This is a genomic window from Mycolicibacterium aromaticivorans JS19b1 = JCM 16368 (genome assembly GCF_000559085.1).
Lineage (GTDB): Bacteria > Actinomycetota > Actinomycetes > Mycobacteriales > Mycobacteriaceae > Mycobacterium > Mycobacterium aromaticivorans.
This window is the reverse complement of sequence record NZ_JALN02000001.1, coordinates 5,140,951-5,164,715: the sequence shown is the minus strand read 5'-3', so window position 1 is coordinate 5,164,715 and position 23,765 is coordinate 5,140,951. Positions and strand designations below refer to the sequence as shown.

Sequence of the window (23,765 nt, the reverse complement as noted above, 5' to 3'; positions counted from 1 at the left end):
TCTTCTCGTCTGACGGCCATGCCAGGATGACGCCATGACTGTCGTTCTGGTTCATGGCAATCCGGAAACCGACGTGATCTGGGGCCCGCTGGTCGAGGCACTCGGTCGCGACGACGTGGTGCGGTTGTCGCCGCCGGGGTTCGGTGCGCCGCTGCCCGACGACTTCCCGGCAACGATGGTGGCCTACCGGGACTGGCTCATCGGCCAAGTGGAGGGGTTCGACGACCCCGTCGACCTCGTGGGACACGACTGGGGCGGCGGCCATGTGCTCAACGCCGTGATCCATCGTCCCGAACTAGTCCGCAGCTGGGCCAGTGACGTGCTGGGGATTCTGCATCCCGACTACGTCTGGCACGACATGGCCCAGGTGTGGCAGACCCCGGGCGCCGGCGAAGAGGCCGTCGAGGCCATGGTCGCCGCCTCGCTCGAGGACCGGGTCGCCCTGCTGACCGGGATGGGCATCTCCGCGGCCGTCGCCACCGAACTGGCCTTGGCGCACGGACCCGAGATGGGTCGGGCCATCCTCGCGCTGTACCGCTCGGCGGCGCAGCCCGCCGTTGCCGAGGCGGGTCGGATGCTGGTCAACGCCACCGCGCGTCCCGGCTTGGCGCTGTTGGCCACCGAAGACCACTTCGTCGGCACCGATGAACAGCGCCGCGCCGCCGCCGAGCAAGCCGGCGCCCGGACCGAGGTGCTCGACGGTCTCGGCCACTGGTGGATGCTGCAGGATCCGGTGCGCGGCGCCACCGCTCTGACGCGGTTCTGGGATTCGCTGGACTGATCGCCGGTTCCACTGCGGCGCGACACCCGCAGTGCAAGCATGTCCGCATCGCGGTCGAGACACGTGCCGCGACTGTTCGGAAGGAACCGCAATGGCCGAACCATTCCGGGGAGTCATCAAACTCGACATCCGGGACTCGGTCCCGGACTGGACGCCCTACACGCTCCCGAAGCCTCCGGAGGGTGCGCCCAACATCCTGATCGTTCTCTACGACGACACCGGCCTGGCCGCGTGGTCGCCCTACGGCGGCCGGATCTCCATGCCCACCATGGACAGGCTCGCCGACAACGGTGTGACGTATACCCAGTGGCACACCACAGCTTTGTGTTCGCCTACCCGCTCCACGTTCCTGACCGGACGCAACCATCACGTCAACCGGTGCGCGTCGATCACCGAAGGGTCGATGGGCTTCCCAGGCGCCGCCGGACGGTTGCCCGCCGAATGCGCGACCGTCGCGCAAGTGTTGCAGGACAACGGTTTTGCGACCATGTGGCTGGGCAAGAACCATAACGTTCCGGTCGAGGACCTCTCACCGGGCGGCAGCCGCTCGGAGTGGCCCCTGTCCAAGGGTTTCGACCGGTTCTACGGCTTCCTCGGCGGCGAGACCAACCAGTGGTATCCCGACTTGATCGAGGACAACCACGCGATCGAACCGCCCTACAGCCCCGAAGATGGCTACCACCTCTCCAAAGACCTTGCCGACCAAGCCATTCGAATGCTGCGCGATCTGCGCTCGTCGGCGCCGTCGAAGCCGTGGTTCATGTGGTTCTGCCCCGGGGCGAATCACGCACCGCACCACAGTCCGCAGGAGTACATCGACAAGTACAAGGGGGTGTTCGACGACGGCTACGAGGCCTACCGGGAGTGGGTTCTGGCACGCATGATCGAGCGCGGTGTCGTTCCTGACGGGACGGAGCTGACTCCGTTGAACCCGATGCCGGATGACGTGGCCAACGAGGCCGACTACGTGCGTCCCTGGGCCGAACTCAACGACGACGAGAAGAAGCTGTTCTGCCGGATGGCCGAGGTATTCGCCGGATTCTCCGAGTACACCGACGTCCAGGTCGGCCGCATCGTGGACTTCTTGGAACAGACCGGCCAGCTCGACAACACGTTGATCTTCTATTGCGCCGACAACGGCGCCTCCGGCGAAGGCACCCCCAACGGATCGGTCAACGAGAACAAGTTCTTCAACGGCTTTCCCGACAGCCTGGAGGAGAACATGTCGTACTTCGACGAGCTCGGCGGCCCGGAAACGTACAACCATTACCCCACCGGATGGGCCGTCGCGTTCTCGACGCCGTTCCAGATGTTCAAGCGCTACGCGCAATTCGCCGGTGGCACCTGTGACCCGCTGGTCATCCATTGGCCGAAGGGAATCAAGGCCCGCGGTGAGATGCGCCACCAGTACCACCACAGCACCGACATCGTGCCCACGATCCTGGAGGCAGTGGGGCTCCAGATGCCGACCGTGTACCGGGGTGTCGAGCAGTACCCGCTCAACGGGGTGTCGATGCGCTACAGCTTCGACGACGCGCACGCCCCCACCACGAAGAAACGCCAGTATTTCGCCATGTTGGGGACGCGGGGAATCTGGCAGGACGGTTGGAAAGCGGCCGCCCTGCACGCACCGATCAGCGGAAAGGGTCACTTCGAAGCCGACCGCTGGGAGCTCTACCACGTCGACGAAGACCGGGCGGAGGCCCGCAACCTGGCCGACGAGCACCCGCAGAAGCTGCAGGAGTTGATCGCCGCGTGGTTCGAGGAGGCCGAGGCGAATTTTGTTCTGCCCCTGGATGATCGGCCTGCCATTGAGCAGATCAACGACGAACGGCCGCAGGGTGAGCCACCGCGGTCGCGTTACATCTACTTCCCCCACACATCCCCCGTGCCGGAGTCGACCGCGGTCAATATCCGCGGCCGCTCCTACCGGATCCTCGCCGATGTCGAGGTCACCTCGAACTCCGAAGGGGTGATCTTCGCGCACGGTTCGCGATTCGGCGGGCACTCACTATTCATCAAGGACCGCAAGCTGCACTACGTGTACAACTTCCTGGGCATCAAACCCGAGCAGGTCTTCGTCTCCCCTGAACTCGATGCCGGCCAGCTGACCGTTGGGGTCGAGTTCGTCCGGGAAGGCGTCGGCGAGCACATGGAATCACTGGGCACCGCGAAGCTCTACGTCGGCGAGACCGTCGTGGCCGAGGGGCCGATGCGCGCGCAGATCGGGCCGTTCACCCTCTGCGGTGACGGGCTGTGCGTCGGCTTTGACAGCGCAGACCCGGTCAGTCGCCTCTACCAGCCGGGATTCCCGTTCACCGGCGGGCGCATCCTCGGTGTCGGCGTCGATGTCAGCGAGCAGCAGTACGTCGACCTGGCGCGGGAAGCCGCCGCAGCGTTCGCACGCGACTAGGCCGGCCATGGGCCGCTGCCCGCCACCCGAATGCAGCCCGATACCCCGGACCGCGCCGGCCAGAGGAGTCCGCCGGCAGAACAGGGTTTGGTTACCGCCGCGGCGGGTACGCCAAAGCGTCCCCTAACAAGGAAGTGAGGGCCGCATGGCTGTGGGATCGGGAGTGATTTCAAGGGCCGCTATGACATTCGTCGGCGGTGCCGCGGTGCTGACGCTTGCCGTCGGCTGCGGCAGCAGCAATGACAGTTCCAAGACGAGCACGTCGACGACGACCACGACGACGTCGCCCACCTCGTCCGTGGTCGTGACGACCAGCCCGGCCGGCGGTGACACCACCGCGCCCGGCGGCGTGACGGGCACGGCGCCTGGCGTGAACGGCGGCGCGGGCCCCGGTGGCGTGACGGGTACGGCGCCCGGCGTTCAGGGCGGCGCGGGCCCCGGCGGCGTCAGCGGATCGGCGCCCGGCGTCCAGGGCGGGGCAGGCCCCGGCGGCGTCAGCGGATCGGCTCCGGGCGTCTCCGGCGGAGCCGGACCCGGCGGTACCGGAGGTTGCGTCAGCGGCGTCGGCTGCCTGGGAACGGGCTAGCACGGGTTAGTAGCGGCTACCTATCAGCCACCTGGCCGAGTGGCCATTCGTGACGCAGACCGCGTCACGGGTGGCCACTCAGTCGTCTGCGGGCCCGACCCGGTAGATCGACTTCAGCGCGAAGAAGGCGTCCAGCCCCTCCGGACCCAACTCGCGGCCGATGCCGCTGGCCTTCACGCCCCCGAACGGCGCCCGGAAGTCCAGCTGGTAGTCGTTGATTCCGACGGTTCCGGTTCGCACCGCACGGGCAACGTCGATGGCCCGCTCGTCGTCGGTCGACCACACCGTGCCGGCCAGACCGAACTCGCTGTCATTGGCCAGCGCGACGGCCTCCTCGTCACCGTCGTACGGGATCACCGCGAGTACCGGACCGAAGATCTCCTCCTGGGCGATCCGATCTGAGTTGTCGACGTCGGCGAATACTGTCGGCGAGACGAACCAGCCGCGCGGCTGATCGGCCGGAACCGAGCCGCCCGCAACCAGTTTCGCCGAGCTTGCTTTCCCGGATTCGATGTAGCCCAGCACGCGTTCGCGTTGGCGGGCACTGACCAGCGGGCCGATATCGGTCGACTTGTCCAGCGGGTCACCGATGTTGAGAGCACCGACCATGCCGACGAGCGCGTCGAGCACCTCGCCGTAGCGCGATCGGGGTGCCAGGATCCGCGAGCTGAGGTGGCAGGTCTGGCCGTTGTTGACCAACGATGCGTTCCGCAGGCCTTTGATGGTGGCGTCGAGGTCGGCGTCGTCGAGGATGATCGCCGCTGATTTTCCGCCCAGCTCCAGGGTGACCGGACGCAGCAGCCGGCCGCACACCTCGCCGATCGCACGGCCGGCGGCCGTCGACCCGGTGAACGTGACCTTGTCCACGCCGGGATGCGACACCAGGTGGGCACCGGCGGACGCGCCACCGGGAACGATGTTGAGTACGCCCGCAGGCAGCCCGGCCTCTTCCGCGGCCTGGGCGAATACCAATGCGTCCAGCGCGGTTTCGGGGGCCGCCTTGAGCACCACCGTGCAGCCGGCCGCCAGCGCGGGCGCCAGCTTGAACGCGGCGAGGGCCTGCGGATAATTCCACGGCACGATCGCGGCCACCACACCGACGGCCTCCCGGCGCACGACGGTGTGCCCGATCATGCTGGGGCGGATCTCCTCGATCGGTGTTTCGGTGATCAGCTGCGCGTAGTAGCGCACCAGAGCGGCCGGGAAGCGGCCGTTGGCACCGCGCGACAGCGACATCGGCATGCCGTTCTCGCGGCTCACCAGTTCGTCGGTGGACCGGGCGCGGCTCTCCAGGGCGGCAGCGAACGCAGTGAGCACGTCGGCCCGGTGATCGGGTGAGGCGGACTGCCACTCGGCAAGTGCGGCCCGTGCGGCGGCCACCGCGGCGTCGATGTCGGCCTCGGTGGCGCTGGCACCGTCGCCCAGCGGCTCACCGGTCGCCGCTTCGATCACCGGCTGCACCTGGTCGGCCTTCAGAAACTTTCCGTCGACGAAAATCTCTGCGGTGGTGGTCATCTCATCGCTCCTGGGTCTCGGCGGCCGCGGCGAACAGCACGCCGTCGGCGATCAGCTGGTCGATCTCGGCGGCCGTCATGTTCAGCACGTCGCTACAGATCTGGCGGGTGTCCGCGCCGGGCAGCGGTGCGGGGCGCTGCGGCGCGGGCGGGATGTGGCGGTAGGGCGCCGGGCCGGCCTCGGTCTGCAGCGGATGCCCGAGCAACGGATGGATCATGTCGCTGAACACTTTTCGCAACGTCAGCTGCGGGTCGTCGGCCAGGTCGGCGACCCGGTTCATCGGGCCGGCGGGCACCCCGGCGGCCTGCAGCGCCTCGGCGGCATGCAGCGGCGAGCGCTGCCTGGTCCAGTCGGCTAATTCCGTGTTGCCGATGACGGTGGCCACCGCCTCGCGGTCGGCATCGGACCGAATGGACACCACGCACCATTCGTCATCCCCGGCGCACGCAAGCACCAGATGCGTGGCGGGGTCCGGCTCGATGTTCCCGGCTCCTGCTGCGGCGGCGGCCAGCGTGACGTAGAGCGTGTCGAGTTGGTTGATCGCGGCCTCGGCCTGCGACACGTGGGTCCGGGCGCCGACGCCGTCCCGCTCGCGGCGGATCAGTCCGGCCAGCGCCCCGATGGCACTGATCCGTCCGACGACATGGTCGGGGAAGATCGTCGTCGCGTCGTAGAACGCATGCCGCGCGGTGGGCGCGGGCGGCTCCTGTGATGTCCAGAGCCGGGTCACGCCGATCGTCGCGCGCACCAGCGGGCCGTACCCCAGGCGTTTGCTCCACGGTCCAGTGTCACCGAATGCGCTGCTTTCGGCCAGCACCAGGCCAGGATTGAGCTCCCGCAGTCGTTCGGGGGAAAAGCCAAGTGCGGCCAGTGTTCCCGGCTTGAAGTTGGCGAACACCGCATCGGAGGCCGCCACCAGCCGGCCGAATATCTCGGCGCCTTCGGGGCTGCGCAACTCCAAGCCCAGGCCGAGCTGGTTGCGATGCGCGCGGGCGAACGACTCGCTGATCTGTTGATCGGGACGCTTCTGGCGCAAGCCGTCGGGGTAGCCGGCGCTCTCGATTTTGATCACCTCGGCGCCGAGGTCGCCGAACAGCCGGCTGAGCTCACCGCCTGCGACGATCACACCGAGATCCAGTACGCGAACCCCGGCCAGCGGCCGGCTACCCACCTCCTGGATGGCGTCGGGAGCGAATTGCGCTGAGGACCAACGTGTATCGCTGCCGTCAAGCGCGGGCGCCGGTGCGCGGTATCCGGCGTGGCTGCCGTCGACCACCCAGTAGCCGGCAGGCACCCGAGCCGTCACACCCGGCGCCAACTCGGTGTCCAGCAGCGCCCCAACCTCGGTGAGATGCTCGGACTCCAGCGCTTGCGACGGAGTCAGCACCGCGGCGATCGGTACACCGTGCGCCTGCCCCTCGGCAACCAGCTGGGCCATCGTCTTATCGGCGAACAGCGCGGCCATCAACTGGCCGAGCTCACCGAAGGCTTTGGTGCGGGCGGCAATCGAGTCGAAGATCGGGTCCTGGAACTGTTCGGGCTCCCCCAGCCATGCCCGCATGCCGCGCCACTGCCGGGGTGCCAGCACACAGATCCGCACGTAGCCGTCGCGGCACGCGAAGATCGGATACGAATCCTGATTTCGCGGCCTGCCGCGCCAGCGTTCGGCCGCGTTGCGGGCGGTCGCGGCCTGACCCTGCGTCCCGAACGGCGGATCCAATGTCAGCACCACCGCGTCGAACCGGGAGAAGTCGATGTAATCGCCTGTCCTGCAGCGCAACCGGTTGAAATACGCCACCAGCACCGCCCACGCCGCCTGCACGGCGGCGGTGGTCGAGGCGATACCGTCCGGGGGCAGCACCGGCGTGCCCGTCATGGGTCCCGACCGGGACAGCGCGGTGGACATCGCATAGAGCACCGCGTCGCTGGCCCGCCACGATGCCCGCGGGCCTTCGGCGCCGAAGTCGGTGACCGTCATCGCGACCAGCTGGCCGAACTGGTCGGCCAGTGCTGCGCAGGATGTGCCGAACGCCGCCACCAGACCGGGGGTGCCGCTGTCGACGAGGATGTCGGCCTCGCCGGCCAGCTCGATGAACCGGCGCCGGTCGGCGTCGGCGGCGGGATCGAGCACCAGGCTGCGCTTGTTCGCGTTGTGGAGTGCGAACGGGAGGCTGACGCCGTCGAGGGTGGGCAGCGCCCGGCGGGCGGGGCTGCCTGCCGGCGCCTCGACCTTGATGACGTCGGCGCCGAGGTCGGCAAGCAGCCGGGTGACCGGGTCGCCGGTCTGGTCGCACAGGTCTAGCACGCGCACGCCGGCGAGCAATGCGGGAGCGGTCACGAGTCCATCGCCAAGCCGAGCACGTCGGACAGCGTAGTAGTGAACAATCGGTGCCCCGGCAGCGCGGTCGCCGCGATCAGGGTTTGATGGACTCATGGACTCGATAAGCGAGGAGACCATCGACCAACTCGACGGCTGGTGGCGTGCAGCCAATTACCTCTCGGTCGGACAGATCTACTTGTTGGACAATCCGCTGCTGCGTACTCCGCTGAGCCGCCAGGACGTCAAGCCCAGGCTGCTCGGTCACTGGGGTACCACCCCGGGCCTGAACTTCCTCTACGCGCATCTCAACCGCGCGATCAAGGCGCGCGAGCAATCGACGGTGTACGTCACCGGACCCGGTCACGGCGGCCCCGGCCTGGTGGCCAATGCCTACCTGGACGGCACCTACACCGAGACCTACCCCGACATCACCCGGGACGCCGAGGGCCTGCGCCGACTGTTTCGCCAGTTCTCCTTTCCCGGCGGCATCCCATCCCACGTCGCCCCCGAAACCCCCGGGTCGATCCACGAGGGCGGAGAACTCGGCTACGCGCTGTCGCATGCCTACGGAGCGGCCTTCGACAATCCGGACCTGCTGGTGGTCGCGGTGGTCGGCGATGGCGAGGCCGAGACCGGTGCGCTGGCCACCAGCTGGCATTCCAACAAGTTCCTCAACACCGCCCGCGACGGCGTGGTGCTGCCGATCCTGCACCTCAACGGATACAAGATCGCCAATCCCACGGTGTTGGCGCGCATCCCGGACGACGAATTACGCAGTCTCATGGTCGGATTCGGCCACGAGCCGTACTTCTTCGAGGTGACCGAGGACGCCGCGGCAGACCACGCCGATGCGCATCGGCGGTTCGCCGCACTGCTCGATGAGGTGCTGGACCGGATCGCCGAGATCAAGGCCTCGCCCTCGGACGAGAGGCCGGCCTGGCCGATGATCGTGTTCCGCACCCCCAAGGGCTGGACCGGCCCGGCCTACATCGACGGCAAGAAGACCACCGGATCGTGGCGCGCGCACCAGGTCCCGCTGGCCAGCGCGCGGGACACCCCCGAGCATCTGCAGGTGCTGGCCGACTGGCTGGCGTCCTACCGCGCCGAGGAACTCTTCGACGCCGACGGCACGCTGGACCCGCACATCGCCGCGCTGGCACCGGAGGGTCAGCTGCGGATGAGCGACAACCCGCACACCAATGGCGGCTTGTTACTCAAAGACCTTCGGCTGCCCGACTTTCGGACGTTCGGGGTGGACGTGCCCGCGCCGGGCGCCACGGTCGCCGAGGCCACCCGGGTGCTCGGCCAGTGGCTGACCGAGGTGATCCGGCTCAACCCGGACAACTTCCGGATCTTCGGGCCCGACGAGACCGCGTCCAACCGGTTGCAGGCGGTCTTCGAGGTGACCGACAAACAGTGGAGTGCCGAACTACTCGGACCCGAGGTCGACGAACACCTGGCCCGCGCAGGGCGGGTGATGGAGATGCTCTCCGAGCATCAGTGCCAGGGCTGGCTGGAGGGTTACCTGCTGACCGGCAGGCACGGATTGTTCAATTGCTACGAGGCGTTCATCCACATCATCGACTCGATGTTCAATCAGCACGCCAAATGGCTGAAGGTGACCAACCACATCCCGTGGCGCCGACCGATCGCCAGCCTCAATTACCTTCTGTCCAGCCATGTTTGGCGCCAAGACCACAACGGCTTCAGCCATCAGGACCCGGGGTTCATCGACCACGTCGTCAACAAGCGCGCCGAAGTGGTGCGGGTGTACCTGCCCCCGGACGCCAACACCCTGCTGTCCACCTACGACCACTGTTTGCGATCGCGCCAGTACGTCAACGTCGTCGTCGCAGGCAAGCAGCCACATCCCAACTTCCTCACGATGGAGGAGGCGATCGCGCACTGCACCCGCGGCCTCGGCATCTGGGAGTGGGCCGGCAACGAGACGATCGGGGAAGATCCCGACGTGGTGATCGCGGCCGCCGGTGACGTCCCGACGCTGGAGGCGCTGGCCGCCGTCGACCTGCTGCGCCAGCACCTGCCGGAGTTGCGGGTCCGGTTCGTCAATGTCGTCGACCTGATGCGGCTACAGGATGACACCGAACATCCGCACGGGCTGTCGAGCCGGGCGTTCGACGGGGTGTTCACCGCGGACAAGCCGGTGATCTTCGCCTATCACGGCTACCCGTGGCTGATCCACCGACTGACCTACCGCCGCAGCAACGACAGCCGCATCCATGTTCGCGGCTATAAGGAAGAGGGCACCACCACGACACCGTTCGACATGGTGATGCTCAACGACCTGGACCGCTACCACCTCGTCATCGACGTCATCGACCGAGTGCCGCACCTGCAGTCGAGTTGCGCCACGCTGCGTCAGCAGATGGTCGACAAGCGGCTCGCCGCCCGCGAATACACCCGTACCCATGGCGACGACATCCCCGAAGTGCGCGACTGGGTGTGGCCGGATGCGCGCGGCGAGCAGACCAGTGCGGTGGTCGACGCCACCGCAGCGACCGGCGGGGACAACGAGTAGAACTTTGCTGGGGCGCTGCTGAGCGCGGGTACACTCGAGCGGGTTATGTCTGAGCACAGCGCGGTGGCCGCGCCGCCCCATCCGCACGCGTTGCAGCTGGCCGCCCTGCACCACTTCCGCGTCTACGTCGATATCGGCGTCGTCGTCGTCGTGCTCGCCATGAGCAACCTGCTCGCCCACTTCACCACACCGTGGGCCAACATCGCTGTGGTGCCCGCCGCTGCCGCCGGCTTGCTGGTGCTGGTGCGTTCCCGTGGATTGGGCTGGGCCGAGCTGGGATTAAGCCGCGAGCACTGGAAATCCGGCGCGCTCTACGCGCTGGGCGCGGTGCTGCTGGTGCTGACCGTGATCGCCGTCGGCGCGCTGCTCCCCTGGACCCGCCCGATGTTCCTCAACAACCACTACGCGACGCTGTCCGGCGCTCTGGTCGCCTCGATGATCATCATTCCGCTGCAGACCGTCATCCCCGAGGAGCTGGCCTTCCGGGGTGTGCTCCACGGCGCACTCGACCGGGCCTGGGGGTTTCGCGGCGTGGCCGCTGCGGGGTCGTTGCTGTTCGGGCTGTGGCACGTCGCCAGTTCACTGGGCTTGACCAGCAGCAACGTCGGTTTCACCCGGCTGTTCGGCGGCGGGTTCCTGGGCATGCTCGCCGGGGTGGTGATGGCGGTGCTCGCCACCGGCGCGGCCGGGTTCGTGTTCACCTGGCTGCGCCGGCGCAGCGGCAGCCTGATCGCGCCGATCGCACTGCACTGGTCACTCAACGGCCTCGGCGCGCTGGCCGCCGCGCTGGTGTGGCACCTGTCAACCTGAGGTTCGGCTGCGCCGTGCGCGGAACTCCCGGTTCTTGAGCTTGTTGCCGCAGGTGGCCATATCGCACCACGTACCACCATGGTTTCGAGAGCGGTCGTAGAACGCCCACCGGCAGTTCGCGTTGCCGCACGCCTTCAGCTGCGCCCAGGTCCCGTCGCGCTGGGCATCCGAGACGATCAGCAGCAGCGATAGCAGCCGCCCCGCCAGGGAATCGGCGTCGGCGGCTACATCGAGCCCGCCGTCGGGACCGAGGTGGACCCGCGCGGTGGCGGTGTCGGTGATCCGGCTCAGCGGGCGCAGGTCGTCAGGGGTCGGCGCGGGACCGCCCGCATTGCGCACCAGCAGTGCGCGCAGAGCTTCCCGCACCGCACGGATCTCGTCCAATTCCTGCGGCGTGGCGGTGCCGTCGGCCGGCAGCAGGCCGTGGGATCGCAACCAGGGCTCGGCGTCGCCGGCGCCGGCCAGCCGGTCGGTGCCGGATTCGAGGTCGGCAGTGTTGACCAGCGCCTGGATCCGGGCGAGTGGCTCGGGCGCCGGCTTGCTCTCGGGATCTGTCAGCGAGTCGGCCATGGCGTCGAGTCTAGATACACGTGACCATCAAAACAATTTGACTGGTCATGAATGACCGGTGTACCGTTCTGGATGGTCATTTAGAGTGGGGCAACGATGCCTGCTCGGAACAGGAAACGCCCATGGGGCTCAACCAATTTCACGACAACTTCGGCGAGATTAACACCCGGCTGACGGGCGGCCTCGACGCCACCGCGCCGGCCGCGTCAGATCAGGACGCGACGGTCACCGCGCGGCTACGGGCCCGATTGTTCGCCGGCCGGCTCGACCGCGACGTCGACGACGGCATCCCACCACTGCCCGGCAGCCCGCTGGCGGTCCACATGGCGCGGCTGACGTCGATCTCCGAACGCGAAGCACTCGCCCGCAGTCTGCGACAGGCCCTCGCTGAGCTGCACCGCGACCGGCCGGCATTCTCGTCGCACATTCCGGTGCACCCGCAGCGGTTGGCGACCTGCCGCGACGTGGTCGACGACATCACTCTGCGGCTGCACGCCCCGCGACCGGTTCGGGCGCGCGGCATGGCCCGGCTGCGGATCCTGCTGTCCGACGGAACCGGTCCGCTGTACCGCAGCGGGCGGGGCAGCCTGGCCGCCGGCCTGCGCGGAGTCCTGGCCGCCCTCTGAGTCAGGGCAGTAGGACCGCGGCCCCCGCGATCCGACCTTCGACCAGGTCGGTCAGGGCCCGGTCTGCCTGTCCGAGCGGATATTCCGGCGTGGTGACCTCAATGCGGTGACGGCCTGCGAAGGCGAGGAACTCGCGGGCGTCGGCGCGGGTGTTCGACGACACCGACCGGACCTGCCGTTCCTGGAACAGGTGTCGCTGATAGTTCAGGGCCGGGATGTCGCTGAGGTGAATACCCGCGATCGCCAGCGTCCCGCCGCGATCGAGCGCCTCGAGCGCCGGCAGCACCAGGTCGCCGACGGGGGCGAACATGATCGCCGCGTCCAGCGGCACCGGCGGCGGGTCGGCCGCTCCCTGCGCGGACGCCACCCCCAGACTCCGCGCCAGCTCCTGCGCTTGACTGCCGCGCGTCATCACATGAACCTCGGCGCCCTGCGCCAGTGCCACCTGCGCGGTGATGTGAGCGCTGCCGCCGAACCCGTAGAGCCCCAGGCGGCCCCCGGGCGGGAGCTCGGCGCGCAGCAGCGACCGGTAGCCGATGATCCCGGCGCACAACAGCGGAGCCAGCTCGCTGTCGGTATAACCTGCAGGCAGTCGATGTGCGAAATCAGCTGGCACAGTGGCGAAGTCGGCATATCCACCGTCGGCATCCCACCCCGTGTAACGCGAGTTCGGGCACAGGTTCTCCGCGCCGCGGCGGCAGTACTGGCACACCCCGCAGGTGTGGCGCAGCCACGCGATACCGACCCGGTCGCCGGCGGCGAATTCCGCACCCACATCAGATCCGATCTCGAGGACCTCACCGACCACCTCGTGCCCGGGTGTGACATGCGGGCGGTGCACGGGCAGGTCGCCCTCGGTGACGTGCAGATCGGTGCGGCAGACGCCGCAAGCCAGCACGGCCACCAGCAGTTCGCCGGAGGCGGGCCGCGGAACGGCTGCGGCACTGTCCAACTCCAGCGGGTGAGTGCGCATCGGCCCGGGCCGACGTACCCGCCAGGCGCGCATTAGGTCTTGCGGACCATACCGACGATCCACAGCAGGATCACCGAGCCCAGGACCGCGGTGAACAGGGTGAACCACCACCCGCCCGCGGCGGTGTTCAGGAAGAAGCTGAGCAGGAATCCGCCGATCAGCGCACCCACGATCCCGATGACGATGTTCATCAGGATGCCCGAGCCACCACCCTTGACGATCTTGCCGGCGATCCAGCCCGCCAGCGCGCCGATGATGATGTAGCCGATCCAGCCGACGCTGGTCAGCGTCGTCGAACGGGCGAGGAACTCAGTCGCTGCAACCATGTCCATGACGATCTCCTCCGTTTGGCTGGCCAGCGTGAATGCCGACCGCTATCCCTTTGGTATACGCCTGGCAGGTAACGATTGGCCGCATCAAACGGCCACGATCACCTATTGGCCGGGCGTCATCCCGGGGACCGGGGTCTGCACCGGAACCGGAACACCGAGCGGGATGCGCCCACCTGCGGCGGGCGGCGGCGCGTTCGGATCAACCGCCGGCGCGTTGGGATCCCCCGCCGGCGGCGGTGGCGGCGGTGGCGGCGTGTACGGCCGGATCGACTCGGCGAGCGCCTTGGCGGCGGCCGGATCGATCGGATCCTTGGCGGTGCCAAGCCACACCACGAACCAGCGCTGGTTGCGCTGATCGCGCGGCGCGTTCGGGACAGATGTGCCGACCACACCGGCCCAGATCTGGCCGTTCGGCTTGGTGGTGTCGGTGAACTTGACGTCGTAGGACGAGAAGTAGCCCGGCATGTCACCGGCCTGCAGCGCACCGCTCTGTTGGTTGATCCGGACGCCGGGGAACGGCATGAAGAACTCGCCCATGTCCGATGCCAGCCGGATCGCGGCCTTGCTGTTGTCCTGCTCGGCGCCGGCGAACAGCTTCAGGTCGAGCCGGCCGAGGATGACGCTGGTGTCGTTGGCGGTCGGGGCGGGCTGGCCGTTCTCCGCCGGTGCGGTGGTCTTGCTGAGCAGCGCCTGGCCATAGTTGAGCCGCGACGCGTCCGACACCACCCAGCCCGCGGGAAGCAGGTAACTGAAGCCACCCGACGCGTTGGGAACCCGCCCCGGCTCCAGCGGTGCGGGCGGCGGCGGCGCGTTCGGATCGGCCGGCGGCGGCGGCGGAGCGTTGGGATCCGCGGGCGGCGGCGGCGGAGCGTTGGGATCCGCGGGCGGCGGCGGCGGAGCGTTGGGATCGGCCGGCGGCGGCGACACGACCGGAGCGTTCGGATCCGCGGTGGGCGGCGGGACGGCGGGTGCCGCCGTCGTGGGGGTGGGCGTCGCAGGATCCGCGACGGCAGTCGACGACGGCAGGGCGATCGTGACGACGGTGGCGGCGGTCACCGCGGTGACCGCGAACGCCGTCCACAGGCCTGGCCGTCGCGAAATCGAGTCCGGCTGCGTCATGGCGATGAACCTACCGTGTTACGGCCGTGACGCAAGTGTGGCCTGCTCACGATGTGGCGCCCTGTAACGCTGTTGCGAGCTTACAAAGTCGGCCAACAATGCAGGTCGGCGATGCGCCGTCAGCGTGCCGCTGGGTGCAAGGCGACCTCCTGTGCCTTCACTGTGAACCACACGGGGTCGCCGGCGGCGAGCCGCAGGGCGGCTGCCGACTCCGCGGTGATGTCGGCCGCCAGGCCGGGCGCGCCGTCGGCCTGTTCCTGCCCCCGCACCCGCACCCGCGCGCCGTCGGCGTCGAGCTCCGCGACCCGGATCTGGACGCTGTTGCGCGGGCTGCCGTGCGGCAGCTCGCGGTAGACCGCGACCGCCGCCGGGGTGAACACCGCCACCAGTGCGCCGCTGCCGGGCGGCGGGACGGCGTGCCTGCCGTGCCACAGCGTCCCGTCGGCGGCCCGCACGGCGTCCGCGCCCGCCGCCACCCCCCGCACGACGTTCACGCCGGCGATGCGGGCGCCGAACGTGCTGCGCGGGGCCGCCAGCACGTCGCCGACCGCGCCGATCTCGGCGACGCCACCGGCGTCGAGCACCAGCACGCGGTCCGCCAGCGTCAGCACGTCGAGCAGGTCGTGGGTGATCAGCACTGTCGCGCGGCCGGCCGAGGACACCCGCCGCAGCAACGACCGCACCGAGGCGGCCACCGCGACGTCGAGTCCGGCCAGCGGCTCGTCGAGCAGCAACACCTCCGGTTCGGCGGCCAGCGCCCGCGCGATCGCCACCCGTTGTGCCTGGCCGCCGGAGAGCTGGTCCGGCTTGCGGTCGGCGAGGTCGGTCAGCCCCACCTCGTCCAGCCACTGTGCTGCGGCCTGCCGCGCCGCCACTCGGGCCGCCCCGCGACTGCGCGGGGCGAATGCCACGTTGGCCTGCACAGTCAGGTGCGGAAACAACAGCGGATCCTGGAGCAGCAGGCCCACGCGCCGGTTGTGGGTGGGCACCGAGATCCCCGCCGCGGTGTCGGTCAGGGTGCGGCCGCCGACGCGGACCAGGCCCGAATCCGGCTGCAGCAGACCGGCGATCACGTGCAGCGTGGTGGACTTGCCTGCGCCGTTCGGCCCGAGAATGGCCAGCACGTCCCCGGCCGCGACCTCGAATGCCACCTCATAGGAGCGGTCGGCCACCGCGGCCGCGAACTGCAACTCAGCCATTGCCGGTCCAGCCGGACAGCCGTCGCGCCCCTAGACCCAGCACCACAACTGCCGCGACGACGACCAGCAGCAGCGACAACGCGACCGCCGCGTCGGCGTCACTCTCTCGCTGCAGATAGATCTCCAGCGGCAGCGTCCTGGTGACCCCCTGCCGGGACCCCGCGAAGGTCAGCGTGGCCCCGAACTCGCCGAGCGAGCGGGCGAAGGCCAGTACGGCGCCGGAGACCAGGCCCGGCGTCAGCAGCGGAAGCGTCACCCGCCACCACACGGTCGCCGGCCTCGCCCCCAGAGTCGCCGCCACGACGTCGTAGTCGGAGCCCGCGGTGCGGGCCGCACCTTCCAGCGCGATCACCAGGAAAGGCAGCGAGACGAAAGTCTGCGCCAGCACCACCGCGGTGGTGGTGAAGGCGATCCGGATGCCCGCCGCCTCCAGATAGCTGCCAAGCAGACCGAGCCTGCCGAAGGCGTACAGCAACGCGATACCGCCGACCACCGGCGGCAACACCAGCGGCAACAGGATCAGCGGTCGCAGCGTTCGTACGATTCGGCCGTCGTTGCGGGCCAGCACCAGCGCCATCGGCACACCGACGAGCAGGCACATCGCCGTGCTGGCCGCCGCGGTGCGCAGGCTCAGCAGCAGCGCGGCCTGTGACGGCGCGCTGCTGATCAGGGACCAGAAGTTCGTCCAGTCGACCTTGACCGCCATCGCCGCCAGAGGCAGCACCACGAAGGCCGCACCGAGTGCTGCCGGTACATAGACCCACCGCGGCAGCGGCGGCTGCGTCCGGTGCGCCCGGCTGCGCTTCACCCGACACACCCTAGGGCGAAACGCGATGTCGTGTCCGGATCGTGTCGGCGCGGCATTGGCCTCTTTAGCTACCGTCCAGTAACATTTCGCTGTATTCCAACAAGGAGGTTGACGGGATGGACGTGCTGGTCACCGGAGGTGACACCGAACTGGGTCGGGCGATTGCGGAGGGTTTTCGCGACGCCGGCCACAAGGTCGTCATCAGCGGGGCACGCCGCGATGATCTCGAGGTGGCCGCCAAGGAACTCGACGTCGACGCGATCGTGTGTGACGCCACCGATGCGGAGACCCTCGGTGGGCTGCGCAGCGAGTTCCCGCACCATCTGGACACCATCGTTCACGTGCCCGCCCCCGCCTGGGCCGGCGGCGATCCCCGCACCTTCAGCCTGAGCGACACCGCGAAGGCTTGGCGCACCGCGCTGGACGCCACCGTCCTGTCCGCGGTGCTGCTGGTGCAGAACATCGGTGACCATCTGCGTTCGGGCGGATCCATCGTCACGGTGGTGCCGGACAATCCTCGCGACGGCGGCGCCGACGCCGCGGTCAAGGCCGCACTGTCGAATTGGACCGCAGGACAAGCGGATTACTTCGGCACCCGCGGCATCACGGTCAACACGGTGGCGTGCGGGCGCAGCGCCGAGCCGTCCTACGACGGGCTGTCGAGCACCCCGCCGTCGGTGGCGGCCGAGATCGCCCGCCTCGCACTGTTCCTGACCACGCCCGCGGCCCGGCACATCACCGGCCAGACCGTGCACGTCGGCCGGGGGGCGCTCGCCAACTTCGGCTGATTCGACCCGAACGGTCGGCGACCGATGCTGGTTCACCTGTAGTTCGCCGTCGGGGGCTAACGTCGCATCCGTGACGATTCGACTCGGGATCCAGATCCCCAATTTCTCGTACGGCACCGGTGTCCCGGAGTTGTTCCCGACGGTCATCGCGCAGGCGCAGGAGGCCGAAGCGGCCGGCGCCGACGCCGTCTTCGTGATGGATCACCTCTATCAGCTCCCCAGCCTCGGTGCGCCCGAGGAGCCGATGCTGGAGGCCTACACCGCGCTGGGTGCGCTGGCGAATGCCACGCAGCGGGTGCAGTTGGGCACGCTGGTCACCGGCAACACCTACCGCAACCCGGCCCTGCTGGCCAAGGAGATCACCACCCTCGACGTGATCAGCCAGGGCCGGGCGATCCTGGGCATCGGCACCGGCTGGTTCGAGCTCGAGCACGACTCGCTGGGTTATGAGTTCGGCACCTTCACCGACCGGTTCAACAAGCTGCACGAGGCGTTGGACATCATCTTGCCGATGCTCAAGGGCGAGCGAGTGACGGTGGACGGCACGTACTACCGAACGAGCGAGGCGTTCGCCAACCCGCGCTTCCGCGACCACATCCCGCTGATGATCGGCGGCACCGGTGAGAAGAAGACAATCCCGTTGGCCGCCAAGCACTTTGACCACCTCAACCTGGTCTGCGGCTTCGATGAGCTGGCCCGCAAGATCCAGGTGAAGAACGAGCAGTGCGAGCAGATCGGCCGCGACCCGAGCGAGCTCGAGACCAGCATGCTCGTCTTCGGGCTGATCGACGAGAACATCACCGAGGACTTCATCCCCTCCGACGTCAAGCAGCGCGCGGTCTGGGGCGGCGCCGAGCAGATCGCCGACCAGCTCAAGACCAAGGTGCTCGACGCCGGCGTCGACGGCGTCATCCTCAGTCCGGTCACCCACCTGGACGGTTATCACCCCGGCCGGATCACCGCCGTCACGGAGGCCGTGCGCCCACTGCTGGGCGGGTAGCCCCCGGTGGGTGGTCCACATCACCCGATTGGCCCGGGTATGGGTGAGAAACCCGTTGCCCGGGCGACTACCGTAGTAGGCGTCCTGTGCAAGTCGTTGAGGAGCAGAAATGACCCACCCCGGTGCCACCCCATCGGATAAGCACAAGGTCGTCATCATCGGTTCTGGGTTCGGCGGCCTGAATGCCGCCAAGCAGCTCAAACGAGCCGACGTCGACATCAAGCTCATCGCCAAGACCACCCACCACCTGTTCCAGCCGCTGCTGTACCAGGTGGCGACGGGCATCATCTCGGAAGGCGAGATCGCCCCGCCGACCCGCGTGGTGCTGCGCGACCAGCGCAACTGCCAGGTTCTGCTCGGCGAGGTCACCAACGTCGACCTGGACAACAAGACCGTCGACTCGATCCTGCTGGGCCATACCTACCGCACCCCGTACGACACCCTGATCGTCGCCGCGGGGGCGGGTCAGTCCTACTTCGGCAATGACCACTTCGCCGAGTGGGCCCCCGGCATGAAGACCATCGACGACGCGCTGGAACTGCGCGGCCGCATCCTGGGTGCCTTCGAGCAGGCCGAGCGGTCGAGCGACCCGGTGCGCCGGGAAAAGCTGCTGACGTTCGTCGTCGTCGGCGCGGGCCCCACCGGTGTGGAGATGGCCGGGCAGATCGCCGAACTCGCCGACCACACCCTCAAGGGTGCGTTCCGCCACATCGACTCCACCCGGGCCCGGGTGATCCTGCTGGACGCCGCCCCGGCCGTCCTGCCGCCGATGGGCGAGAAGCTCGGCAAGAAGGCCGCCGACCGGCTGGAGAAGCTGGGCGTGGAGATCCAGCTCGGCGCGATGGTCACCGACGTCGACCGCAACGGCATCACCGTCAAGCGCGGCGACGGCAGCCTCGATCGCATCGAATGCGCCACCAAGGTGTGGTCGGCCGGCGTGTCGGCCAGCCCGCTGGGCAAGATCATCGCCGACCAGTCCGGTGCCGAGATCGACCGTGCCGGCCGGGTCAAGGTGCTGCCCGATCTCACCGTTCCGGGCAACCCGAACGTGTTCGTGGTCGGCGACATGGCCTTCGTCGAGGGCGTTCCCGGTATGGCGCAGGGTGCCATCCAAGGCGCCAAGTACGCCGCCAAGCTGATCAAGGCCGAACTCAAGGGCGCCGACCCGGCCGCCCGTGAGCCGTTCCAGTACTTCGACAAGGGCTCGATGGCCACGGTGTCGCGGTACTCGGCGGTGGCCAAGGTCGGCAAGATCGAATTCGGCGGTTTCATCGCCTGGCTGGCCTGGCTGTTCCTGCACCTGATCTACCTCGTCGGGTTCAAGGCACGGCTCACCACGTCGCTGTCGTGGATCAGCACGTTCATCGGCAGCCACCGCGGACAGCTGACGATCACCGAGCAGCAGGCGTACGCCCGCACCAGGATCGAGCAACTCGAGGAGATCGCGGCCACCGTCGAGGACGAGAAAGCCGCCAGCTGACCGCGCCTGCGCTGCTGGGAGTTGCCCGTGAGCGCAGGCGAAATGAGCGTGTTCAGCCACCGGCTGCCTTAACATGATCGGCGAGACAGTCTGACTACAAGGGGGCTCGATGACATCCAATCGTTCCGTGCGTCGCGCGGCTGCGGCAGCGTTCGGCGCCGGCGCGGTGTTGCTCAGCGTGGCCGGCCCGGCTTCGGTGATCTTGGCCGGCCCGGCCGCGGCGGACCCGCCGCCCAACTGCACCACCGCGGACATGACCGGAATCATGGCGGGAGTGTCGGCCGCGATGTCGAACTACCTGTTCACCCACCCGGACGTCAACGGCTTCTTCACCGGCCTGCAGGGGCTGCCGAAGGATCAGGTCAAGACTCAGACGCAGCAGTATCTCGACGCCAACCCGCAGATCCGCGCGGAGCTGGACGGCATTCGCCAGCCGTCGACCGATTTCCGCAACCGCTGCGGACTCATTCAGCGCCCGCTGGCACCCGGCGTGGTCTAGCCGCGCCCCGGCGCGGTCCCACGTTCGTCGCACGCCGCGCCCTAAGGTGGTCGGCGTGGTCGTGAAGCCCGACGAGATCGTTTACCGCGTGCTGCAGCGGCTGCCCACCCGGATGCTGTCGCTGCGCACGATCGTGATCGTCGCAGCGCTGTCCGTCGTGATCCTGGTGCTGACGCTGGGCACGTGGGTGTGGCTGGGCGTCACCAACGACCAGTACAGCCAGCTGGACCGCCGGCTCGACTCGGTCAGCAGCCTCGGCGACGTCAGCTCGCTGCTGACGACGTCGAAGCCGGACGCCAGCGGCACTCCCACTCCGGACGGAAACCTGGTGCGCACCATCCGGGTTGGGGCGATGGCGATGTCGGTACCGCCCGACGTGGTGCTGCCGCAGCTGGGCAACGGTTACGCCAACACCACGATCGACGGCGTCGAGTACCGGGTGCGGACGTTCGCCGTCGGTGGCGCCACGATCGCGCTGGGCGCTCCGGTGGCCGAAACCCAGCGGCGGATCGCCGAGCTGCATCTGCGGGTGTTGTTGATCTGTGCGGGCGTCATCGCAGGCACCGTGGTGGTGGGCTGGCTGATCTCGCTGATCATGATCAACCCGTTCCGGGTGCTCGCCCAGCAGGCCCGCGCGATCAACGCCCAGTCCAACCCCGACGAGGTCCAGGTGCGCGGCGTCAAGGAAGCCGTGGAGATCGCCGAGGCGGTCGAAGGCATGCTGGCCCGCATCGGCGACGAGCAGGATCGCACCAGGGCCGCACTGGAATCGGCCAGGGACTTCGCGGCCGTCGCCTCCCACGAGCTCCGCACTCCGCTGACCGCCATGCGCACCAACCTCGAGGTGCTCTCCACCCTCGACCTAGCACCGGAGCAGCGCAACGAGGTGATCGGTGACGTCATCCGCACCCAGAGCCGCATCGAGGCCACGCTGACCGCGCTGGAGCGCCTCGCCCAGGGCGAGCTGACCACGGCCGCGGACTTCGTGCCGTTCGACGTCACCGAACTGCTCGACCGTGCCGCACACGACGCCGAACGCATCTACCGCGATCTGAAGGTGTCACTGGTCCCCTCCCCCGCGGTGCTCATGGTCGGTCTGCCGGTGGGGCTGCGCCTGGTGATCGACAACGCCATCGCGAACGCGGTCAAGCACGGCGGGGCCACCGAGGTTCAGCTGTCGGTGTCCAGCTCGGCCGACGGCGTCCAGATCACCGTCGACGACGACGGCAGCGGGGTGCCCGAAGACGAACGGGCCGCGGTGTTCGAGCGGTTCTCCCGCGGCTCGACCGCCTCCCGCTCCGGGTCGGGACTCGGGTTGGCACTGGTGGCCCAACAGGCGGAATTGCACGGCGGCACAGCGTCATTGACCACCAGTCCGCTGGGTGGCGCCCGCCTGGTCCTGACCCTGGCCGGCCGTCACGAGTAGAGCCGCTGCCCCTGCCAGGTCGACAAACTGCCGCCGGCCGCCAGCGCCAGGGTGATCCCTGCGGCGTCGGCGGCGGGCTCGGGGTAGCGCAACTCGCTCACACACGCCAGCGGAGTGCCGAGCGCGTCGTCGGCCACCGACGACGGCCCGAGTTCCACCCGATGTCTCAGCAGCGGCACGCCTGCCACGTCTGCACGCATGGCGCCGCTCCAAAATCCCTCGCGCTCACCGGTTCTGCCGATCTGTACGCGTTCCCGGATCCGCAGGCGGGCGCTGTCGCCCAGCCCGACCGTGAGCTCGCTGGCATGGCGGGCGTTGGCGGCCACGATCGTCGGCTCGGGGTCGAGGTCGAGCTCACCGCAGACCTCGATCTGCCAGCACGCGTATGAGTCGATGGTGTCGGCACCGGGCAGCGCCACGGTCGCGGCGGCACTGCGCAGCCGCAGCCGCGCGCCGGGTTCGACGACGATCCGGATCGCGATGACGTCCCCGCCCAGCGGCGTCGCCGCCGCGGACACCAGGTGCACGGTGTCGGGTTCGGTGTGCCGGGCGGCCAGAGCCCCACGGCACTCGATGTGGGGCAGCCGCTCCGGCTGCGCCACCACCACGACATCAGAACGCATTGCGGCTCACGTGAGTTGGTTGACGCGCAGCTGCTCGCGCACCCACGCCAACACCGGCGACGCCGCCGGATCGGCGGTCAGCGAGATCAACTCCGTGGGGCGGCCCTCGCGGACCTTGGCGGCGTCGCGGCGCATCACCTCCAGGTCGGCGCCGACCAGCGGAGCAAGGTCGGTCTTGTTGACCACCAACAGATCCGAGAACGTCACCCCCGGACCGCCCTTGCGCGGCACCTTGTCTCCCCCGGCCACGTCGACGACGAAGATCTGGACGTCCACCAGTCCGGAGGAGAACGTCGCGGTCAGGTTGTCGCCGCCGGATTCCACCAGGATCAGATCCAGGTCGTCGTGCCCGGCGATCAGGTCGTCGATGGCGTCGAGGTTGGCGGTGATGTCGTCGCGGATCGCGGTGTGCGGGCAGCCACCGGTCTGCACCGCGGCGATCCGGTCGTCGGGCAGCACCGCGTGGCGGCGCAGGAAGTCGGCGTCCTCGGTGGTGTAGATGTCATTGGTCAACACCGCGAGCGACAATTCGTCGCGCAGCTGGCGGCACAGCGCGGCCACCAGCGCGGTCTTGCCAGACCCGACCGGGCCGCCGATGCCGATCCGCAACGGCTCCCCCGGCTGCCGCGTCCGCTTGGGCCGGTCCGGGTGCGCGTGCGGCTGACCGTCAATGAAATGTGGAGGCATACAGCTTCTTTCAGGAGACGAACAGCGGTCGTTCGCGTTGGGCGTGCCGCTGCGCGAACTCGTCGAGCAGCGGATCGGACAGGTCGGCCAGTCCCGCGGCAGCCAGGGCCGCAGTGTCTTCGCACAAGGATGCGAGGCCGAACGTCAACGCCGCGACGTCGGCGGGATCGAGCGCCAACAATCGCTGCGCGGCGGTGGCCGTGCCGGTCATCGTGGTGTACACCAGCGACAGCGCACTCTGGTGAGGGTCGAGCCCGCTGACCGCCCCGACCCGGCCGGCGGTCACCGCCAGGTGCGGACGCGGACCGAGGGAGTCCCAGTCCCAGTCCTGTTCCACGGCGGGCCAGACGCGCCGCGCCAGCCGCAGCAGTCCGCGGCCCTGCGCGCGGGAGGCCTGCCGGGCCGCGGGTGACGGTGTGCGCGCATCGGTTTCGGCGTCCGCATCGGCCACGGTGAGATCTTCGCGGTGCACGGCGGCCGCGACCGATGCCGTCACCAGTCCGCTGGTGCGGATCCGGCGGCGCAGGTAGGCCTCCAGCGTCTCCAGGTCCACGACCACCCGACTGGTGACGGCCTCTTCCACCCCGCCGGAATGCACGTGACCGCCGGTCGGCAGCCGCGAGTCGGCGAGTATGAGCAGGGTGGACAGTGTTGCCATCAGAACAGTGCCA

General features: G+C 68.8%; 22 protein-coding genes. 11 read left to right on the top strand and 11 right to left on the bottom strand.

Annotated features, from left to right (window positions below; all coding sequences use genetic code 11):
- Nucleotides 1-34: 34 nt before the first annotated feature.
- The 3 genes from Y900_RS24625 (at nucleotide 35) to Y900_RS32045 (ending at nucleotide 3,780) form a co-directional block, all read left to right on the top strand.
- Complete coding sequence (locus Y900_RS24625; RefSeq protein ID WP_036345028.1) at nucleotides 35-781, top strand: alpha/beta fold hydrolase; 747 nt, start codon at nucleotides 35-37, stop codon at nucleotides 779-781.
- 91 nt (nucleotides 782-872) lie between these two features.
- Complete coding sequence (locus Y900_RS24620) at nucleotides 873-3,194, top strand: arylsulfatase (protein ID WP_036345026.1); 2,322 nt, start codon at nucleotides 873-875, stop codon at nucleotides 3,192-3,194.
- 181 nt (nucleotides 3,195-3,375) lie between these two features.
- Nucleotides 3,376-3,780, top strand: coding sequence for a hypothetical protein (locus Y900_RS32045; protein WP_122963530.1), 405 nt, complete (start codon nucleotides 3,376-3,378; stop codon nucleotides 3,778-3,780).
- 78 nt (nucleotides 3,781-3,858) lie between these two features.
- Here the strand turns inward: Y900_RS32045 and Y900_RS24610 are convergent, their stop codons facing one another.
- Together Y900_RS24610 and Y900_RS24605 are read right to left on the bottom strand one after the other, a co-directional pair.
- On the bottom strand, nucleotides 3,859-5,295 hold the full coding sequence (locus Y900_RS24610) for an aldehyde dehydrogenase (RefSeq protein WP_036345024.1): 1,437 nt from the start codon (nucleotides 5,293-5,295) through the stop codon (nucleotides 3,859-3,861).
- Between the two features lies 1 nt (nucleotide 5,296).
- Nucleotides 5,297-7,633 (bottom strand): CaiB/BaiF CoA transferase family protein, encoded by a 2,337-nt coding sequence (locus Y900_RS24605; protein WP_036345022.1) that lies wholly within the window; start codon nucleotides 7,631-7,633, stop codon nucleotides 5,297-5,299.
- A 94-nt stretch (nucleotides 7,634-7,727) separates the two neighbouring features.
- On the opposite strand from Y900_RS24605, the gene Y900_RS24600 reads away from it, so the two are divergent.
- Nucleotides 7,728-10,154: a phosphoketolase family protein gene (locus Y900_RS24600; RefSeq protein ID WP_036345020.1), complete on the top strand. Its 2,427-nt coding sequence runs from the start codon at nucleotides 7,728-7,730 to the stop codon at nucleotides 10,152-10,154.
- Nucleotides 10,155-10,199: 45 nt separating this feature from the next.
- Complete coding sequence (locus Y900_RS24595) at nucleotides 10,200-10,964, top strand: CPBP family intramembrane glutamic endopeptidase (RefSeq protein WP_036345017.1); 765 nt, start codon at nucleotides 10,200-10,202, stop codon at nucleotides 10,962-10,964.
- On the opposite strand, the gene Y900_RS24590 is transcribed toward Y900_RS24595, so the two are convergent.
- A complete protein-coding gene (locus Y900_RS24590; protein WP_036345014.1) occupies nucleotides 10,956-11,534 on the bottom strand; it encodes a CGNR zinc finger domain-containing protein in 579 nt (192 codons plus the stop codon). The genes Y900_RS24595 and Y900_RS24590 overlap by 9 nt on opposite strands.
- Before the next feature lie 122 nt (nucleotides 11,535-11,656).
- On the opposite strand from Y900_RS24590, the gene Y900_RS24585 reads away from it, so the two are divergent.
- Complete coding sequence (locus Y900_RS24585) at nucleotides 11,657-12,160, top strand: hypothetical protein (protein WP_237752638.1); 504 nt, start codon at nucleotides 11,657-11,659, stop codon at nucleotides 12,158-12,160.
- A gap of 1 nt (nucleotide 12,161) precedes the next feature.
- On the opposite strand, the gene Y900_RS24580 is transcribed toward Y900_RS24585, so the two are convergent.
- From Y900_RS24580 to Y900_RS24560, 5 genes are all read right to left on the bottom strand, one after another.
- Nucleotides 12,162-13,166: a zinc-binding alcohol dehydrogenase family protein gene (locus Y900_RS24580; protein ID WP_036345011.1), complete on the bottom strand. Its 1,005-nt coding sequence runs from the start codon at nucleotides 13,164-13,166 to the stop codon at nucleotides 12,162-12,164.
- Entirely contained in the window at nucleotides 13,166-13,465 is a 300-nt protein-coding gene (locus tag Y900_RS24575; protein WP_036345009.1) for a GlsB/YeaQ/YmgE family stress response membrane protein, read from the bottom strand. Before Y900_RS24575 ends, Y900_RS24580 begins: the two co-directional genes overlap by 1 nt.
- 102 nt (nucleotides 13,466-13,567) lie before the next feature.
- The gene (locus tag Y900_RS24570) at nucleotides 13,568-14,584 is read right to left on the bottom strand and encodes an APA family fibronectin-binding glycoprotein (protein WP_036345006.1); all 1,017 of its coding nucleotides are present in this window, start codon (nucleotides 14,582-14,584) and stop codon (nucleotides 13,568-13,570) included.
- 119 nt (nucleotides 14,585-14,703) lie between these two features.
- On the bottom strand, nucleotides 14,704-15,783 hold the full coding sequence (locus Y900_RS24565) for a sulfate/molybdate ABC transporter ATP-binding protein (RefSeq protein ID WP_036345004.1): 1,080 nt from the start codon (nucleotides 15,781-15,783) through the stop codon (nucleotides 14,704-14,706).
- Nucleotides 15,776-16,591 (bottom strand): ABC transporter permease, encoded by an 816-nt coding sequence (locus tag Y900_RS24560; protein WP_036345002.1) that lies wholly within the window; start codon nucleotides 16,589-16,591, stop codon nucleotides 15,776-15,778. Before Y900_RS24560 ends, Y900_RS24565 begins: the two co-directional genes overlap by 8 nt.
- A 116-nt stretch (nucleotides 16,592-16,707) precedes the next feature.
- On the opposite strand from Y900_RS24560, the gene Y900_RS24555 reads away from it, so the two are divergent.
- The 5 genes from Y900_RS24555 (at nucleotide 16,708) to Y900_RS24535 (ending at nucleotide 21,784) form a co-directional block, all read left to right on the top strand.
- A complete protein-coding gene (locus tag Y900_RS24555; RefSeq protein ID WP_036345000.1) occupies nucleotides 16,708-17,379 on the top strand; it encodes an SDR family oxidoreductase in 672 nt (223 codons plus the stop codon).
- 70 nt (nucleotides 17,380-17,449) lie between these two features.
- A complete protein-coding gene (locus tag Y900_RS24550) occupies nucleotides 17,450-18,379 on the top strand; it encodes an LLM class F420-dependent oxidoreductase (RefSeq protein ID WP_036344998.1) in 930 nt (309 codons plus the stop codon).
- A gap of 109 nt (nucleotides 18,380-18,488) precedes the next feature.
- Nucleotides 18,489-19,859 carry a type II NADH:quinone oxidoreductase Ndh gene (locus Y900_RS24545; protein ID WP_036344996.1) on the top strand — a complete coding sequence of 457 codons (1,371 nt, stop codon included), beginning with the start codon at nucleotides 18,489-18,491 and terminating at the stop codon, nucleotides 19,857-19,859.
- Nucleotides 19,860-19,968: 109 nt separating this feature from the next.
- Nucleotides 19,969-20,358, top strand: a complete 390-nt coding sequence (locus Y900_RS24540; protein WP_036344994.1) for a heme-binding protein — start codon at nucleotides 19,969-19,971, stop codon at nucleotides 20,356-20,358.
- A gap of 112 nt (nucleotides 20,359-20,470) precedes the next feature.
- Nucleotides 20,471-21,784, top strand: a complete 1,314-nt coding sequence (locus tag Y900_RS24535; protein WP_036347707.1) for a sensor histidine kinase — start codon at nucleotides 20,471-20,473, stop codon at nucleotides 21,782-21,784.
- On the opposite strand, the gene Y900_RS24530 is transcribed toward Y900_RS24535, so the two are convergent.
- Genes Y900_RS24530 through Y900_RS24520 form a run of 3 tightly spaced genes read right to left on the bottom strand, consistent with a single transcriptional unit; the run spans nucleotide 21,775 to nucleotide 23,752 of the window.
- Complete coding sequence (locus tag Y900_RS24530) at nucleotides 21,775-22,407, bottom strand: urease accessory protein UreD (RefSeq protein ID WP_036344991.1); 633 nt, start codon at nucleotides 22,405-22,407, stop codon at nucleotides 21,775-21,777. The two genes, Y900_RS24535 and Y900_RS24530, sit on opposite strands and share 10 nt — an antisense overlap.
- Before the next feature lie 6 nt (nucleotides 22,408-22,413).
- Entirely contained in the window at nucleotides 22,414-23,094 is a 681-nt protein-coding gene (ureG, locus tag Y900_RS24525; protein WP_036344989.1) for an urease accessory protein UreG, read from the bottom strand.
- 10 nt (nucleotides 23,095-23,104) lie between these two features.
- Nucleotides 23,105-23,752 carry an urease accessory protein UreF gene (locus Y900_RS24520; protein ID WP_036344988.1) on the bottom strand — a complete coding sequence of 216 codons (648 nt, stop codon included), beginning with the start codon at nucleotides 23,750-23,752 and terminating at the stop codon, nucleotides 23,105-23,107.
- Nucleotides 23,753-23,765: the final 13 nt, after the last annotated feature.

Bases quoted from the DNA above. Each gene is read 5' to 3' on its own strand.
- Y900_RS24575 (WP_036345009.1), bottom strand. From the start codon at position 13,465: ATGGACATGGTTGCAGCGACTGAGTTCCTCGCCCGTTCGACGACGCTG.
- Y900_RS24540 (WP_036344994.1), top strand. From the start codon at position 19,969: ATGACATCCAATCGTTCCGTGCGTCGCGCGGCTGCGGCAGCGTTCGGC.
- Y900_RS24565 (WP_036345004.1), bottom strand. From the start codon at position 15,783: ATGGCTGAGTTGCAGTTCGCGGCCGCGGTGGCCGACCGCTCCTATGAG.
- Y900_RS24625 (WP_036345028.1), top strand. From the start codon at position 35: ATGACTGTCGTTCTGGTTCATGGCAATCCGGAAACCGACGTGATCTGG.
- Y900_RS24530 (WP_036344991.1), bottom strand. From the start codon at position 22,407: ATGCGTTCTGATGTCGTGGTGGTGGCGCAGCCGGAGCGGCTGCCCCAC.
- Y900_RS24570 (WP_036345006.1), bottom strand. From the start codon at position 14,584: ATGACGCAGCCGGACTCGATTTCGCGACGGCCAGGCCTGTGGACGGCG.
- Y900_RS24590 (WP_036345014.1), bottom strand. From the start codon at position 11,534: ATGGCCGACTCGCTGACAGATCCCGAGAGCAAGCCGGCGCCCGAGCCA.
- Y900_RS24585 (WP_237752638.1), top strand. From the start codon at position 11,657: ATGGGGCTCAACCAATTTCACGACAACTTCGGCGAGATTAACACCCGG.
- Y900_RS24545 (WP_036344996.1), top strand. From the start codon at position 18,489: ATGACCCACCCCGGTGCCACCCCATCGGATAAGCACAAGGTCGTCATC.
- Y900_RS24520 (WP_036344988.1), bottom strand. From the start codon at position 23,752: ATGGCAACACTGTCCACCCTGCTCATACTCGCCGACTCGCGGCTGCCG.
- Y900_RS24580 (WP_036345011.1), bottom strand. From the start codon at position 13,166: ATGCGCGCCTGGCGGGTACGTCGGCCCGGGCCGATGCGCACTCACCCG.
- Y900_RS24610 (WP_036345024.1), bottom strand. From the start codon at position 5,295: ATGACCACCACCGCAGAGATTTTCGTCGACGGAAAGTTTCTGAAGGCC.
- ureG (WP_036344989.1), bottom strand. From the start codon at position 23,094: ATGCCTCCACATTTCATTGACGGTCAGCCGCACGCGCACCCGGACCGG.
- Y900_RS24555 (WP_036345000.1), top strand. From the start codon at position 16,708: ATGGACGTGCTGGTCACCGGAGGTGACACCGAACTGGGTCGGGCGATT.
- Y900_RS24620 (WP_036345026.1), top strand. From the start codon at position 873: ATGGCCGAACCATTCCGGGGAGTCATCAAACTCGACATCCGGGACTCG.
- Y900_RS24595 (WP_036345017.1), top strand. From the start codon at position 10,200: ATGTCTGAGCACAGCGCGGTGGCCGCGCCGCCCCATCCGCACGCGTTG.
- Y900_RS24535 (WP_036347707.1), top strand. From the start codon at position 20,471: ATGCTGTCGCTGCGCACGATCGTGATCGTCGCAGCGCTGTCCGTCGTG.
- Y900_RS32045 (WP_122963530.1), top strand. From the start codon at position 3,376: ATGACATTCGTCGGCGGTGCCGCGGTGCTGACGCTTGCCGTCGGCTGC.
- Y900_RS24600 (WP_036345020.1), top strand. From the start codon at position 7,728: ATGGACTCGATAAGCGAGGAGACCATCGACCAACTCGACGGCTGGTGG.